Origin of the sequence: Sediminibacillus sp. JSM 1682029 (assembly GCF_041366435.1) — a bacterium.
Lineage (GTDB): Bacteria > Bacillota > Bacilli > Bacillales > Amphibacillaceae > Sediminibacillus > Sediminibacillus terrae.
Window position 1 is genome coordinate 1 of record NZ_JBEWYY010000017.1, and the last position, 15,530, is coordinate 15,530.

At 44.8% G+C, this 15,530-nt stretch carries 13 protein-coding genes, 1 rRNA gene and 1 other annotated feature; all 14 genes read left to right on the plus strand.

Annotated features, from left to right (window positions below; all coding sequences use genetic code 11):
* The first annotated feature begins 8 nt into the window (after window positions 1–8).
* The 14 genes from rrf (at window position 9) to cysS (ending at window position 15,529) form a co-directional block, all read left to right on the plus strand.
* Window positions 9–124 (plus strand): 5S ribosomal RNA (gene rrf / locus ABVF09_RS18795).
* A 423-nt stretch (window positions 125–547) separates the two neighbouring features.
* Window positions 548–1,198 carry an MgtC/SapB family protein gene (locus tag ABVF09_RS18800; protein ID WP_035426475.1) on the plus strand — a complete coding sequence of 217 codons (651 nt, stop codon included), beginning with the start codon at window positions 548–550 and terminating at the stop codon, window positions 1,196–1,198.
* A 187-nt stretch (window positions 1,199–1,385) separates the two neighbouring features.
* Window positions 1,386–1,844, plus strand: coding sequence for a CtsR family transcriptional regulator (locus ABVF09_RS18805; RefSeq protein WP_026569016.1), 459 nt, complete (start codon window positions 1,386–1,388; stop codon window positions 1,842–1,844).
* Window positions 1,845–1,862: 18 nt separating this feature from the next.
* Window positions 1,863–2,414, plus strand: coding sequence for a protein-arginine kinase activator protein McsA (gene mcsA, locus ABVF09_RS18810; RefSeq protein WP_026569017.1), 552 nt, complete (start codon window positions 1,863–1,865; stop codon window positions 2,412–2,414).
* Window positions 2,411–3,475 carry a protein-arginine kinase McsB gene (gene mcsB / locus ABVF09_RS18815; RefSeq protein WP_026569018.1) on the plus strand — a complete coding sequence of 355 codons (1,065 nt, stop codon included), beginning with the start codon at window positions 2,411–2,413 and terminating at the stop codon, window positions 3,473–3,475. The genes mcsA and mcsB overlap by 4 nt, the downstream gene beginning before the upstream one ends.
* A gap of 24 nt (window positions 3,476–3,499) precedes the next feature.
* Window positions 3,500–5,935 carry an ATP-dependent protease ATP-binding subunit ClpC gene (gene clpC / locus ABVF09_RS18820; RefSeq protein WP_153461781.1) on the plus strand — a complete coding sequence of 812 codons (2,436 nt, stop codon included), beginning with the start codon at window positions 3,500–3,502 and terminating at the stop codon, window positions 5,933–5,935.
* Window positions 5,936–6,218: 283 nt separating this feature from the next.
* On the plus strand, window positions 6,219–7,592 hold the full coding sequence (gene radA, locus ABVF09_RS18825; RefSeq protein ID WP_026569019.1) for a DNA repair protein RadA: 1,374 nt from the start codon (window positions 6,219–6,221) through the stop codon (window positions 7,590–7,592).
* Window positions 7,593–8,669, plus strand: a complete 1,077-nt coding sequence (gene disA / locus ABVF09_RS18830; protein WP_026569020.1) for a DNA integrity scanning diadenylate cyclase DisA — start codon at window positions 7,593–7,595, stop codon at window positions 8,667–8,669.
* Window positions 8,670–8,892: 223 nt separating this feature from the next.
* Entirely contained in the window at window positions 8,893–9,993 is a 1,101-nt protein-coding gene (locus tag ABVF09_RS18835) for a PIN/TRAM domain-containing protein (RefSeq protein WP_026569021.1), read from the plus strand.
* A gap of 193 nt (window positions 9,994–10,186) precedes the next feature.
* Window positions 10,187–10,864 carry a 2-C-methyl-D-erythritol 4-phosphate cytidylyltransferase gene (ispD, locus tag ABVF09_RS18840; protein WP_153461783.1) on the plus strand — a complete coding sequence of 226 codons (678 nt, stop codon included), beginning with the start codon at window positions 10,187–10,189 and terminating at the stop codon, window positions 10,862–10,864.
* A gap of 30 nt (window positions 10,865–10,894) precedes the next feature.
* Window positions 10,895–11,377 (plus strand): 2-C-methyl-D-erythritol 2,4-cyclodiphosphate synthase, encoded by a 483-nt coding sequence (gene ispF, locus ABVF09_RS18845; RefSeq protein WP_153461785.1) that lies wholly within the window; start codon window positions 10,895–10,897, stop codon window positions 11,375–11,377.
* A gap of 93 nt (window positions 11,378–11,470) precedes the next feature.
* Window positions 11,471–12,940, plus strand: coding sequence for a glutamate--tRNA ligase (gltX, locus tag ABVF09_RS18850; protein ID WP_371069843.1), 1,470 nt, complete (start codon window positions 11,471–11,473; stop codon window positions 12,938–12,940).
* 42 nt (window positions 12,941–12,982) lie between these two features.
* Window positions 12,983–13,196, plus strand: a binding site (T-box leader).
* Window positions 13,197–13,449: 253 nt separating this feature from the next.
* Complete coding sequence (gene cysE, locus ABVF09_RS18855) at window positions 13,450–14,148, plus strand: serine O-acetyltransferase (protein ID WP_051381994.1); 699 nt, start codon at window positions 13,450–13,452, stop codon at window positions 14,146–14,148.
* Window positions 14,129–15,529 carry a cysteine--tRNA ligase gene (gene cysS / locus ABVF09_RS18860; RefSeq protein WP_026569026.1) on the plus strand — a complete coding sequence of 467 codons (1,401 nt, stop codon included), beginning with the start codon at window positions 14,129–14,131 and terminating at the stop codon, window positions 15,527–15,529. The genes cysE and cysS overlap by 20 nt, the downstream gene beginning before the upstream one ends.
* Window position 15,530 lies beyond the last annotated feature (1 nt).

The window sequence follows — 15,530 nt, forward strand, 5'->3', positions numbered from 1 at the left end:
CCTGCAGGCCTGGTGGCAATAGCGGAGAGGCCACACCTGTTCCCATGCCGAACACAGCAGTTAAGCTCTCCAGCGCCCATGGTAGTTGGGGCTTTGCCCCTGCGAGAGTAGGACGCCGCCAGGCAAAACAAAAACACCCTTGAATGAGTTCAAACTCGCTCAAGGGTGTTTTTTTATGTTATGTGAATACCCGGTTTTCAGGAAATGGAGAATACGAGCAAAAGTTGACTCTATATTGAGAGTATATAAAGCATAAAGTTTTATGGCAGAAAACGGGTTCATTTATTGAAATCGCTATTTTTATGGATGGAGCTTTCGGTAAAGAAAAATTGAATTGAAAAATCAAACCACCACCTTTGGCAGAGGAGCAAAGTTTTCCCAAAGAGCCGACTGAATTTAAAATAGAAACAATCATTCCCATTCCTTATCATTACATAAGATAAGAGAAAGCCTGATTTCGATTTGCCAGTAACGGGTACTAAATACACAAGAAGAAGGGGGAAGTCGAGTGCAATTATCAAGTTTGATTCATGAAGATTTTACACTAATGGTAATCCGTTTATTTGTAGCCTTGCTGCTGTCAGGCTTAATAGGATTTGAAAGAGAATGGAATAACCACGCTGCAGGATTCCGGACCCATATTTTAGTAGGGGTGGGTTCTTGTTTAATGATGCTTTTATCCATATATGGTTTTGAAACCTTTATGGAGAAATATGATAATGTCCGTTTTGATCCTGCACGTATCCCTTCTTACGTGATTAGCGGAATAGGCTTTTTGGGTGCCGGTACAATAATGGTGCATGGAATCAACATCCGTGGTTTGACGACTGCAGCTTCCATTTGGGCAGTCGCCGGACTTGGCCTGGTGGTGGGAGCGGGGATGTATAGCCTGGCAGGAGTAGCGACGTTCATCATCCTGCTTAGTTTGGTACTCTTGCAACAAGTAGAAAGACTATTTTTAAACAAACGGGCAAATCTCCATTTTGAATTAATTGTTGAGGAAGGTTTGAAAATTGAAAGCCTGCTCCGTATTTTTGAAAAATATCAATCGAAAATCGAAAAGATGGAAGTAGAAAGAGCAGAGGACGATGCAAGGAGTTTGTTTATCGAACTGGAAAACAAAACTCAAATTGATAAGTACGAATTGATTGAAGAGATGTCTTCTCTCGAACACCTAAAAAGAGTAAAAGAGATTTGAAGGAATTATCCCTTAAAAGAAGAAGCTTTATAAAAGACAGGGTAAAAAAACATTATATAGAAGTTTATCCACTATTTTTAAGGAGAAGATATTTACTGAACTTTTTTATTTGCATCCCAGGAAAAGATGAGTATAATAAAAGTAAAGTCAAAGATAGTCAAAGTCAAAGCTGAGGAGGGGAGGGCAAATGAGTAACATATCTGATGTAATCGAGCGTTACTTAAAAGAAATTCTGCGAGAGAATAATAAAAATGCAGTGGAAATCAAAAGAAGTGAAATAGCGAACCAGTTCCAGTGTGTACCCTCTCAGATAAATTATGTGATTAAAACCCGCTTTACAGTGGAAAGGGGCTATATAGTCGAAAGTAAGCGCGGAGGCGGAGGGTATATTCGCATAATTAGAATTGAAAATGAAGATAAAGCGAAATTGATCGATGATATTATGAAAATGATCCAACCTGCGGTAACACAGCAGGCCGCTGTGGATATATTGGAGCGAATGCTGGAGGAAGAGTTGATCACAAAGCGTGAGGCAAAAATGATGGCAAGTGCCATCGATCGAAGCACTCTTGCCTTTCAACTGCCAGTTCGTGACGAGATCCGGTCCCGCATTATGACTGCAATGCTTTCAACTTTAAAATATTAGGCAAAAGGGGGAGTTGGCATGGAGTGCCAAGAATGCCATGAACGTCCAGCTACCTTGCATTTTTCCAAGATTGTGAATGGTAATAAAACTGAAATACATGTCTGCGAGTATTGTGCGAAAGAAAAAGGGTATATGGGATACGAAGATGACGCATACTCCCTGCACAATTTATTATCTGGTTTGTTTAATTTCGACGGAGCATCGGGTCTTAATGAACAGCATGCGAGCAGTAGACCTTCCGAACAAAGGCTCACCTGCCCAAAATGCGGCATGACTTACCAGGAGTTTGCCAGAGTCGGCAAGTTTGGCTGCGCAGAATGTTATCAAACCTTTTCTGATCGACTAAATCCTGTTTTCCGCCGGGTTCATAGTGGAAACACAACCCATCATGGAAAAATACCTTCCAGAATTGGGAGTGGTATTCAGCAGAAACGGAAGTTAGGCGAGTACCGTGAACAGTTGAAACAATTAATTGCAAATGAAGAGTTTGAAAGCGCTGCTCAAGTGAGAGATAAAATTAAACAATTGGAAAAAGACCTCAGCCGTGACGGGGAAGGTGAGGATGAATGAGCTTACAGCAATTTATGAATGAGGCGATCAGTCCTTGGATGAAGGAGAATGGACCGGATAGCGACATTGTGATGAGCAGTCGTATTCGCCTGGCCAGAAACTTTGAGCAAGTCCCCTTCCCGATCATTGCCAGTGCCGATGAATTGGAGAAAGTGCTTTCGTTTTTTCAGAAGGAGTATGAACATCAGTCTTTTTCCAACTATAACGATTTGGCGCTCGTTAAAATGCGGGATTTGAAGCCAATAGAAAAAAAGGTTTTAGTTGAAAAACATCTCATCAGTCCCCATTTGGCAGAAAACGATGAAGAGGCTGCAGCCCTGATATCGAGCAACGAGCAAGTATCGGTAATGGTAAATGAAGAAGATCATATCCGGATTCAGTTATATTTTCCGGGTTTTCAATTGGAAAAAGCACTTGAACAGGCATTTACCTTTGACGATTGGCTGGAAGAAAGAATCAATTACGCATTCGATGAAAATCGGGGTTACTTGACGAGTTGCCCGACAAATGTCGGAACCGGAATGCGAGCTTCGGTCATGATGCATTTACCGGCATTGGCTCTAACTCAAAAAATCAATCGGATGATTCCGGCAATCAGCCAGCTGGGCCTGGTGGTAAGAGGCATATATGGAGAAGGAAGCGAAGCCATCGGGAACATTTTTCAAATTTCCAATCAAATCACCCTTGGAAAATCGGAAGAGGACATTGTCCAAGACTTGCGGAGTGTTGTCAACCAACTGATCGATCAGGAACGAAAAGCCAGACAGTTACTGGTCGAACAATCGGAATTACAACTTGAAGACAGGGTTTTCCGATCCTACGGCATCCTCCAGCACAGCAGAATCATCGAATCGAAAGAAGCGGCAAAATGCTTGTCGGATGTACAGTTGGGTATTGACGTAGGTTATATCAAGGATATCTCGAAAAGCATTCTGAATGAGTTGATGATATTGTCCCAACCTGGATTTTTGCAGCACTATGCTAAAAGAATGCTTTCAGCAAAAGAAAGGGATGTACTAAGGGCTTCGTTGATCAGAGAACGGTTCAAACTGGAAAATTAATTAATGTAAGGAGGAAGACCTGATATGATGTTTGGTCGATTTACCGAAAGAGCGCAAAAAGTTTTGGCCTTATCCCAGGAAGAAGCGGTCAGGTTAGGGCATAACAATATTGGTACAGAACATATTCTATTAGGATTGGTTAGAGAAGGGGAAGGCATTGCCGCCAAGGCATTAAGCTCTCTCGGACTCGAAACGGAAAAAATCCAGGAAGAAGTAGAACAATTAATCGGACGCGGACAAAAAGTGTCACAGACGATTCATTACACACCGCGGGCCAAGAAAGTCATTGAACTGTCCATGGATGAAGCCAGAAAGCTGGGGCACTCATATGTAGGAACAGAACATATTCTCTTGGGACTCATCCGGGAAGGGGAAGGAGTCGCTGCAAGGGTTCTGAACAACCTTGGAGTCAGCCTGAACAAAGCCAGACAACAAGTATTGCAATTGTTGGGCAGCAATGAATCGGCAGCAGGCCAACACGGCCGTAATGGCTCCCAATCAACTGCCGCCAACACACCGACTTTAGATTCCCTGGCACGGGATTTGACTTCGATTGCCAAGGATGGCAATGTCGATCCGGTTATCGGACGGGGCAAAGAGATTGAACGGGTCATTCAGGTATTGAGCCGTCGTACCAAAAACAACCCCGTATTGATAGGGGAACCAGGTGTCGGTAAAACAGCCGTGGCTGAAGGGCTTGCCCAAAAAATCGTGAACAACGACGTTCCGGAAATATTGCGTGACAAACGGGTCATGACATTGGATATGGGAACAGTCGTAGCCGGTACAAAATACCGCGGTGAATTCGAAGATCGTTTAAAGAAAGTAATGGAGGAAATTCGCCAGGCCGGCAATATCATTTTGTTCATCGATGAACTCCATACATTGATCGGAGCTGGCGGTGCAGAAGGCGCTATAGATGCTTCCAATATCCTGAAACCATCTCTCGCACGTGGAGAATTGCAATGTATCGGAGCGACAACATTGGATGAATACCGGAAGTATATTGAGAAGGATGCAGCACTGGAACGTCGTTTCCAGCCAATCCAAGTAGATGAACCGACAATGGATCAATCCATGCAAATTTTAAGGGGATTGCGTGATCGCTACGAGGCCCACCATCGTGTCACCATTACAGATGAAGCCATCGAAGCTGCCGTCACGTTATCGGATCGTTATATCACCGATCGCTTTTTACCCGACAAAGCCATCGATTTAATTGATGAAGCGGGCTCTAAAGTGCGCCTGCGCTCATATACTGCTCCGCCAAATCTGAAGGATTTAGAACAAAAGCTGGAAGAAGTTCGCAAGGAAAAGGATGCAGCGGTTCAAAGTCAGGAATTCGAAAAAGCAGCATCATTAAGAGACAGCGAACAGCGTTTAAGAGATGAATTGGATCAAACAAAAGAAGAATGGAAGGAGCAGCAGGGTCAAGAAAGCTCGGAAGTGACGGTCGAAGACATTGCCAGTGTTGTTTCAACATGGACGGGTGTCCCGGTTTCCAAGCTTACCAAAGATGAAAGTGAACGGCTGCTCAATATGGAAGAAGTGCTGCATGACAGGGTAATCGGTCAGGAGGAAGCGGTGAAAGCTGTTGCAAAAGCCATCCGTCGTGCCAGGGCCGGATTGAAGGATCCGAAACGCCCAATCGGTTCCTTTATCTTTTTGGGACCTACTGGCGTCGGTAAGACGGAATTGGCACGTGCCTTGGCTGATACGATGTTCGGAGATGAAGAAGCAATGATTCGTATCGATATGTCCGAGTATATGGAAAAACACTCGACATCCCGTCTTGTCGGTTCACCTCCTGGTTACGTCGGTTATGAGGAAGGCGGCCAATTAACGGAAAAAGTACGAAGGAAACCTTATTCCGTTGTGCTGCTTGATGAAATAGAAAAGGCACATCCAGAGGTCTTCAATATTCTTCTTCAGGTACTGGAAGATGGAAGGTTGACCGACTCCAAAGGGAGACTGGTCGATTTCCGAAATACCGTGCTGATTATGACTTCCAACGTAGGTGCCAGTGAATTGAAGCGAAACAAGTATGTCGGTTTCAACCTCGGAGACGAAGATCAAGGCTACAAAGGGATGAGGGATAAAGTGATGGATGAATTGAAAAAGGCATTCCGTCCTGAATTCCTCAATCGGATTGATGAAACGATCGTCTTCCACTCTCTGGAAAGAAAACACATGAATGAAATTGTCACCTTGATGGCAAATGAACTACAAAAAAGGCTGGCAGACCAGGACATTGAGTTCACCTTATCTGACCAAGCGGTGGAAAAAATTGCTAATGAAGGGTTCGACCCGGAATATGGTGCACGCCCGCTTCGTCGTTCGATTCAGAAGAATGTCGAAGATTTACTGTCCGAAGAATTGCTGAAAGAAAAAATTCAAAAAGGGCAAAAAGTCAAAATCGACGTCAACAAAAATGATGAGTTCACCGTTACTGCACAATAAGAAACGCTGTCGGCTAGAGAAAAGCGGAAGGTTCAACCCCTTCCGTTTTTTCATTTCAAAAAAGGTAAATAAATAAAAATTCGGCGGCCATACTGCCATTGCTTCTTAAAAATTCAGCGAAAAAACTTGGGAAAATACACACCCTTCGGAACTTTCGCAGGTGTTCTTGGAGGCTCCGGCGTTTTTTGTGTTTCCAAGGGAAGGGATATTTTTTAATAAATTGATAGAAGTCTGTAACTTGTTCGTTATCTCATTCGTATACAATAGGTGAGGAGAGATTATTTTGGCAAAACGAAAGACAAAGTATGTATGTCAGGAATGTGGATATGAAACCCCCAAGTGGATGGGGAAGTGCCCCAGCTGTCACAAGTGGAACACATTTGTAGAGGAGATGGAAGGATCTTCTTCCTCGAGGCATACATTCCAAGTACCATCTGGATCCAAAACAAAACCAGAAAAAATTACTGCTATCCAATCAGAAGAAGAACCACGGGTTACAACAAAAATGCCGGAGTTCAATCGAGTGCTTGGCGGAGGGATAGTACCTGGCTCGCTGGTTCTGATTGGCGGGGATCCCGGGATCGGGAAGTCGACTCTCTTACTGCAGGTATCTTCCCAGTTGGCAAGAAAACAAATGAATGTATTGTATATATCGGGTGAGGAATCGGCTCGTCAGACTAAGTTGCGGGCGGACCGGCTTGGCGTAACATCGGACAACCTTTACGTGCTCGCCGAAACAAATTTACTGGATATATCCAATCAAATCGAGCAATTGAACCCGTCATTTGTGGTGATTGACTCGATTCAGACTATCTATCGGGAAGAAGTCACCAGCGCTCCCGGCAGTGTTTCGCAAGTGCGGGAATGTACGAGCGAACTCATGCGTATAGCTAAGAGTAAAGGAATACCCATTTTTATCGTCGGCCATGTCACCAAAGAAGGATCGATAGCCGGGCCTAGACTCCTTGAACATATGGTGGATGCCGTCCTTTATTTTGAAGGGGAACGGCATCATACTTTCCGTATCTTAAGAGGGGTGAAAAACCGCTTCGGAAGCACGAATGAAATGGGTATCTTTGAAATGAAAGAGGAAGGCTTGCGTGAAGTGAGCAATCCATCGGAAATTTTCCTCGAAGAACGCTCGCAAGGTGCAGCAGGATCAACCGTGGTTGCTTCCATGGAGGGAAGCAGGCCGGTACTCGTGGAAATCCAGGCACTGATATCTCCCACCAGTTTTGGTAATCCAAGGCGGATGGCCACAGGCATCGATCACAACCGCGTCCCGCTTTTGATGGCTGTTTTAGAAAAACGGGTCGGTCTGATGCTGCAAAATCAGGACGCCTATGTGAAAGTTGCTGGAGGGGTGAAATTAGATGAACCCGCCATTGACCTGGCAGTAGCTGTCAGTATTGCATCCAGCTTCCGTGATCAGGTATCCAGACCGGATGACGTGCTGATCGGTGAGGTGGGACTTACCGGTGAAGTAAGAAGGGTAGCGAGAATCGATCAAAGGGTCCAGGAGGCAGCGAAGCTAGGATTCCAGCGGGCAATTATTCCAGCGAAAAATCTTGATGGATGGACTACGCCGAATAATATTGAAATCGTCGGGGTGAATACAGTTCAAGAAGCCTTAAAAGTGACGCTGGGAGGAAACTAAATGGAATGGCAGGGAAGAAAAGAAGCGAAGGTTATTGAGGCAATGCTGAAGTTTGTAGCGCCTGGTACTCCTATGAGACAGGGCATTGATAATGTATTGAGAGCAAACACAGGGGGCCTGATCGTCGTCGGAAGTCCCGATAAACTCAAAGGGGTTGTCGATGGCGGATTTGCAATAAATGCTTCTTTTTCCCCTGCGAATCTGTATGAATTGGCGAAAATGGACGGGGCCATCCTTCTCAGCGAGGATGCGTCGACCATTCTTTATGCAAATGTTCAACTGATGCCGGAACCGACCATTCCTTCCAAAGAAACGGGAATGCGGCACCGGACGGCTGAACGTGTTGCAAAACAGACAGAAACGCTAGTGATTGCCATTTCAGAAAGAAGAAACGTCATCACTCTATATAACGGCGGTATCCGTTATGCGCTGAAAGAAATGGGCGTTATTTTAACGAAAGCGAATCAAGCGATGCAGACATTGGAAAAATATAAAATCGTGCTTGATCAGACCTTGACCAATCTAGGGGCACTGGAATTCGAAGATTTGGTGACATTAACAGAGATCGTGCAAGTCTTTCACCGGATAGAAATGGTGCTTAGAATCAAAACGGAGATACTTAAATATATTACAGAGTTGGGAACGGAAGGGCGTCTTATTCAATTGCAGCTGACGGAGCTGGTTGCAGATATTGAAGTGGAGGCTGCCCTCATTATAAGGGACTACAGTACGGATTCAGGATTGTCTCCTCAAGAAATGCTGCTAAAAATGCAGGAGGTAGTTTCGGCAGAGCTTACCAGCGAGGAACAAATCATCAAAATGCTGGGATTTAGTCTCGACTCTAAACGCGATGCTATCATTTATCCAAGGGGATACCGGGTTTTAGCCAAGATACCGCGTCTTCCTCACGTAATCATCGATTATCTTATTGATCATTTCGGAGTACTGAACGAAGTAGCCAATGCGTCTACTCAAGAGCTTGTTTCCGTCAATGGGGTCGGGGACGTGAGGGCAAAAAAAATCAAGGACGGGTTGAACAGGCTACAGGAGCAGCTTTTCATCGACAGACATATTTAAGATGGATTGACTATGGTTTGTCACTGTGATAAAATCAATATTTTTGCTCATTTGACTGAATTTGTCAAGTATGTTACTTTGAATTTAGAAATCTGCCTAGAAAGCCAGTCGGCGAAAAGGCGGGTACATTCCATTAGAAAATGAGTTATGGAATACTAAGAAACAATTATTCGGGGATAAATTTTATATACTTGGAGATACTGACTCATAGGAGGTGACCTTGGTGCTGAAAAGAATTGTACAGCTGTTCATCATTATAGCTGGCGGTACTATTGGATATTTGTATATACCAGATTTATTGGATTTGACGGACATTACGAACGGAAACTGGGTTGAGTCACCATATGCGGGTCTAGTATTTGGGGCAATCATTTTATACTTACTATCGTTTTGGGTGGTAGATTACATCGTGGACTTTTTGCGATGGGTTGAGGAGACGCTTGTCAAAGCTCCAGTCGGAGACTTGCTGTTCGGAAGTCTCGGATTGATTCTCGGACTTGTAATAGCCTATTTAATCACCATACCAATTTTGGATATTGAGATTAAGCTTGTTTCCCAGGTATTGCCGATATTTGTGACATTTTTATTGGGATACTTCGGTTTCCAAGTCGGTTTTAAACGACGCGACGAATTTTTGAACTTACTGACGATCGCTAGGAAGGAAAAAGAGAAGACGGAAATAGAAGATAGCGATAAAGAATCGAATCTGCAAATGCCAAAGGTGAAAATCCTTGATACCAGCGTGATTATTGACGGTAGAATTGCAGATATCTGTCAGACCAACTTTTTAGAAGGCACGGTATTGATTCCACAGTTTGTATTAGAGGAACTGCAGCATATCGCTGATTCGTCGGATGTCTTGAAACGAAATCGGGGCCGGCGCGGGCTTGACGTTCTCAATCGGATGCAGAAAGAGCTGCCTGTAAACGTGGAGATTTATGAAGGGGATTTTGAAGAAATCCAGGAAGTGGACAGCAAGCTTGTCAAGCTTGCTAAAGTAATCGACGGGGTTGTCGTCACCAATGACTTCAACCTGAACAAAGTGTGTGAGTTCCAGAACGTACAGGTATTGAATATCAATGACCTGGCAAATGCCGTGAAGCCGGTCGTCCTTCCGGGTGAAGAGTTGACTGTACAGGTCATTAAAGACGGGAAGGAACAAAACCAGGGAGTTGCCTATTTGGATGATGGAACGATGATCGTCGTGGAAGAGGGCAAGGAGTACATTGGCAAGACGATTGAAGTGTTAATCACCAGTGTCCTGCAAACTTCTGCCGGCCGAATGATTTTTGCGAAACCAAAATTACTTGAAAAAGCATTATAAAAAAGGTATAACTTATAGAGGAAAACAAAAGTGATAACAGTTCTGTTATCGCTTTTGTTATGAGGGGACTTAAAAAGGCTCCTAGTTCGGAAAACAGTGTAGTGGACAGAGAACCGACTTTGATGATGTCGACATACATAAGAACGGATTGAACAGGGAATCTTCCCTAGATTAAAACTAGGATGATACAATAATGAGGAGTTATCAGGCTATTATACTGGCAGCTGGCCAAGGGAAGCGGATGAAGGCCGGAGAAAACAAACAGTTCATCCACATAAGTGGAAGGCCGCTGATCCTTCATACGCTCGATGTTTTTTTGCGGGATACTTGGTGTACTGCGATTACGTTGGTAGTGAATCCAAAGGAAGAAGAGCGGATGGAAGAGCTGCTGAAATCAGTCTCCTCCCAAAAGGATATCCGCCTGGTAAAGGGTGGAGAAGAACGCCAGCAAAGTGTATTTTCGGGTTTAAAAAGCATGGAGGGATACACCGGGATGGTGTTTATTCATGACGGCGCCCGACCATTCGTGTCCATCGACCATCTTCACGAGCTAGCTGAAACGACGATGGAAAAACATGCGGCATTGTTGGCGGTGCCTGTAACGGACACTATTAAGCAAGTGGTGGATGGGCGTTTGCGGACACTGGACAGAAAAACGCTCTGGGCGGCACAGACTCCGCAAAGTTTCGATTTCGAATTGATTTACCAGATTCATCAGCAGGCAGCAGAACAAGGGCTTCTTGGAACGGACGATGCTTCATTGGCTGAGTATTTCGGCCATCATGTGGGAATCGTACAGGGAAGCTATCATAATATTAAAATCACCACTCCTGAAGACTTGGGGAAAGCACAAGCCTTTTTTGGGAAGTAAGCATAATAACGAGTAAAGGGGATAACGGTCATGTTCCGTGTAGGACAAGGTTTCGATGTCCATCAGTTTGCCGAAGGTCGTCCTTGCATTATCGGCGGAGTGGACATCCCGTATGAGAAAGGGCTTCTGGGCCATTCCGATGCCGATGTATTGCTACATACCATTGCGGACGCATGCTTGGGGGCAATAGGGGAAGGAGATATCGGCAAGCATTTTCCGGATACGGATCCGTCATTTAAAGACGCGGATTCTGAGCGTCTGCTGACACATGTATGGCAGTTGGTCGGGGAACGCGGGTATAAACTGGGCAATCTAGATTGCACGGTCATTGCGCAGGCTCCCAAAATGGCGCCGTACATTGAAGCAATCAGGAGTAACATTTGCCGGATATTGGAAGTGGATATATCGCAAGTGAATGTAAAAGCGACAACTACGGAAAAACTAGGGTTTCCGGGAAGAAAAGAGGGAATTGCTGCGCAGGCCGTCGTGCTGTTGCATAATGATCAACAATAAGCGGTATTAGTGGTAGAATGGGTACAGACGTGAATGCTTGATTATTAGCAGTGTAAGAATAGATTGGTTAACAAAAGGAAGGAGCTCGGCAAGATGACGAACGAAGTAAGGGTGCGCTATGCGCCCAGCCCAACCGGACATTTACATATAGGAAATGCCCGAACGGCTTTATTCAACTATTTATATGCCCGTCATCTGGGCGGTAAATTCATTATCCGTACGGAAGATACGGATGAAAAGAGAAACGTAGCGGGCGGTGAAGAAAGCCAGCTAAGTTACTTGAAATGGCTCGGGATAGAATGGGACGAAGGTGCCGACATTGGCGGGGATTATGGTCCTTACCGGCAGACGGAACGATTGGATTTATATCAAAAGTACGTAGATGAACTGCTGGAAAGAGACCTTGCATACAAATGTTATATGACGGCTGAAGAACTGGAACAAGAGCGGGAAGAACAGCGTGCTAACGGACAAGTCCCGAAATACTCCGGTGCCCACAGCAATCTTTCAGACGAAGAGATTCAGCAATTTGAAGCGGAAGGTCGCCAGCCGAGCATCCGTTTCCGTGTGCCGAAGAATGTTACGTATAAATTCAATGATATCGTCCGCGGCGATATTTCGTTCGATTCCAGTGATTTTGGAGATTGGGTGATCGTAAAGAAGAACGGGATCCCTACCTATAACTTCGCTGTGGCAATTGATGACCATCTAATGAAAATTTCCCATGTGCTTCGCGGAGAAGAGCATATCTCCAATACCCCGAAACAAATGATGATTTTCGATGCGTTTAATTGGGAACCGCCAAAGTTCGGTCATATGACGTTGATTTTGAATGAGAACCGCAAGAAGCTGAGTAAGCGGGACGAACATATCCTGCAATTTATCGAGCAATATAAAAATCTTGGTTATTTGCCGGAAGCATTGTTCAATTTTATAACACTGCTGGGCTGGTCCCCGGTTGGAGAAGAAGAATTGTTTACCAAGCAGCAATTCATCGAAATGTTTGACCCGGATCGTTTGTCGACATCACCGGCGATTTTTGATCCGCAGAAATTGAAATGGATGAATAACCAGTACATCAAAAATATCGATTTTGATCATGTTGTGAAGCTGACGTTGCCTCATTTAATTCACGCAGAAAGACTGCCGGCAGAGATGGATAAAGAACAGGAAGACTGGGCGCTGGAATTGATCGGGCTGTACAAGGATCAGTTGAACTATGGAGCGGAAATCGTGGAATTGACTGAGTTGTTTTTCCGTGAAGAAATTCAGTATAGCGAAGAAGCCCTGGAAGTCCTTCGGGAAGAGCAGGTTCCAGAAGTGTTGTCTGTTTTCGCCGATAAGCTTGAAGCGAGTGATGAGTTCACACCGGACGCAATCAAAGCTGAAATCAAAGCGACACAAAAAGAGACAAAACAAAAAGGGAAAAAATTGTTCATGCCGATCCGTGTGGCGACAACCGGCCAGGTTCATGGACCGGAACTGCCTAATTCGATTCATTTGTTAGGGAAAGATACTGTACTGGCGAGACTGCGTTCTGCCGTTGAACAAATCAGTGAGTAAAGCTTCACATTTTCTTTGATTTGTAATATAGTAATACTACAAAATCGAGCGTTGAAGAGGAGAAGTAAAAAACGGCAGGCTTAGAAAGAGAGAATCACCACCGGCTGAAAGTGATTTTAAGCTTCCGTTTTCGAAATGCACCTCTGAGTCCCTTATTGAAACGAGTAGGTAAGGGCGGCTGCCTGCCGTTAACCAGGAACTTGAGTTGGGGGATATTTCCCCAAACAGAGTGGAACCGCGCTTAAGCGTCTCTGTGTATCTATACACAGAGACGCTTTTTTTAAAGATAAGAAAGTTATATAGCGCCTGCCTCAGGGTCTTAATCCAACCTTCTGTGTGACAAATGACCGCCGCTTCAAGGTAGTCTTAAGTTTGTCGGTGCCTGCACGATGCGGGTCATACAGAGGATGTCGCGGGTATAGCCAGAACTCTTTTAAACAGTCGCTTGTGCTTTTTTTACTAAGATAAGGAATGAGTTCTTTCCATTTATGAGGATTCAGAATCAGGGGATGATTCAACAAGAAGGGAGGCGGTCTTACGTGGGTTTTTTCAGGATGCTGAAAGAGGATATTCTAGTCGTGTTTGACCAGGACCCGGCTGCCCGTACTTATTTTGAAGTGGTTTTAACCTATTCAGGATTGCATGCCATCTGGGCGCATCGGGTGGCGCACGCTCTTTATAGCAAGAAGTTTTACTTTATTGCCCGGGTAATTTCACAATTCAGCCGTTTCTTGACAGGGATTGAAATTCACCCTGGGGCAAAAATAGGAAGAAGATTTTTTATTGACCACGGAATGGGTGTGGTGATCGGAGAAACATGTGAAATCGGTGATAACGTTACAATTTTCCAAGGGGTTACCTTAGGAGGCACGGGAAAAGAGAAGGGAAAAAGACATCCAACGATTAAAAACAATGCTTTAATTGCAACCGGGGCAAAAGTGCTCGGTTCGATTGTCATTGGTGAGAACTCCAAGGTGGGGGCTGGATCGGTGGTCCTCCATGATGTTCCAGACCACTCAACAGTTGTTGGGATTCCCGGACGAGTGGTTATACAAAATGGGGAACGCGTACGAAAAGACCTCGATCATCATAAACTGCCTGATCCCCTTTCGGAAGTGATGAAAGATATGGACGCTGAAATAAAGGCTTTGCGCAAGGAATTGGATGAATTAAAAGGAGTGAAAAGTCATGACGATACAACTCTATAATACATTGACCCGGCAAAAGGAACCCTTCGAAACCATTGAAGAAGGAAAGGTGAGAATGTATGTCTGCGGTCCAACTGTTTATAACTATATCCATATAGGGAATGCACGGCCTGCCATTGTATTCGATACAGTAAGAAGGTATTTGGAATATCGTGGATATGCGGTCAACTATGTGTTGAACTTTACGGATGTCGACGACAAAATAATCAAAGCCGCAAATGAGCTTGGGGAAGAAGTGCCGGAGATATCGCAGCGGTTTATCAATGCCTATAAGGAGGATGTCGGTGCTCTGGGTGTTAAGCAAGCTGACCATCATCCCCGCGTAACGGAAAGCATGGAGGAGATTATTGATTTTATAGCCTTGCTTATAGAGAAAGGGCATGCATATGAAGCAGACGGTGACGTGTATTTCCGCACCCGCTCCTTTGACAATTATGGAAAACTATCCCACCAGTCGATCGACGAGCTTCGATCAGGCGCCAGAATCCAGATAGGGGAGAAAAAAGATGATCCCCTTGACTTCGCTTTATGGAAACAGGCGAAATCAGACGAAATTTCGTGGGATTCTCCCTGGGGCAAGGGCCGGCCGGGGTGGCATATAGAATGCTCGGCCATGGCCAAGAAATACCTGGGAGACACCATTGACATTCATGCAGGCGGACAGGATCTGACTTTCCCCCATCACGAGAATGAAATAGCTCAATCGGAAGCCGGCAATGATAAGCAGTTTGCGAACTATTGGATGCACAATGGTTACATCAATATAGATAATGAAAAAATGTCCAAATCCCTAGGGAATTTTGTGCTGGCTCATGACCTGATAGAACAGCATGATCCCCAGGTAGTACGATTCTTCATGTTGAGCGTCCACTACAGGCACCCGATCAACTTCAGCGAGGCATTGCTGGAGAGTGCAAAAAATAGTCTGGACCGGATCAAAAATGCCTATTTGAATCTGGAGCATCGCAAGCAATCCAGCACTAATCTTGACGGAAACGAGGAAGAATGGCTGGATAAAGCGGAGGGCTATCAGAGAAGATTCATCGAGGAAATGGACGACGACTTCAATACGGCCAATGCCATAGCTGTATTGTTTGATATAACGAAAGATGCCAATGTTTACTTGCAGTCCAAACAAACTTCCGAACGGGTCATCAACAGACTGATGGAACTGTTGGAACAGCAGACAGACGTCCTTGGCATACGGTTGAAACAAGAAGAAGAATTGCTGGATGAAGAAGTAGAAGCATTGATCAAGCAAAGGATTGACGCAAGAAAGAACCGTGACTTCGCATTGGCGGACCAAATCAGGGATGATTTGAAGGAACAAGGAATCATTCTCGAGGACACCCCCCAAGGCACGCGGTGGAAGAGGGGCTGAG

Coding starts and splice junctions, on each gene's coding strand:
- ABVF09_RS18800 (WP_035426475.1), top strand. CDS start 548: ATGGTAATCCGTTTATTTGTAGCCTTGCTGCTGTCAGGCTTAATAGGA.
- ABVF09_RS18805 (WP_026569016.1), top strand. CDS start 1,386: ATGAGTAACATATCTGATGTAATCGAGCGTTACTTAAAAGAAATTCTG.
- mcsA (WP_026569017.1), top strand. CDS start 1,863: ATGGAGTGCCAAGAATGCCATGAACGTCCAGCTACCTTGCATTTTTCC.
- mcsB (WP_026569018.1), top strand. CDS start 2,411: ATGAGCTTACAGCAATTTATGAATGAGGCGATCAGTCCTTGGATGAAG.
- clpC (WP_153461781.1), top strand. CDS start 3,500: ATGATGTTTGGTCGATTTACCGAAAGAGCGCAAAAAGTTTTGGCCTTA.
- disA (WP_026569020.1), top strand. CDS start 7,593: ATGGAATGGCAGGGAAGAAAAGAAGCGAAGGTTATTGAGGCAATGCTG.
- ispD (WP_153461783.1), top strand. CDS start 10,187: ATGAGGAGTTATCAGGCTATTATACTGGCAGCTGGCCAAGGGAAGCGG.
- ispF (WP_153461785.1), top strand. CDS start 10,895: ATGTTCCGTGTAGGACAAGGTTTCGATGTCCATCAGTTTGCCGAAGGT.
- gltX (WP_371069843.1), top strand. CDS start 11,471: ATGACGAACGAAGTAAGGGTGCGCTATGCGCCCAGCCCAACCGGACAT.
- cysE (WP_051381994.1), top strand. CDS start 13,450: ATGATTCAACAAGAAGGGAGGCGGTCTTACGTGGGTTTTTTCAGGATG.
- cysS (WP_026569026.1), top strand. CDS start 14,129: ATGACGATACAACTCTATAATACATTGACCCGGCAAAAGGAACCCTTC.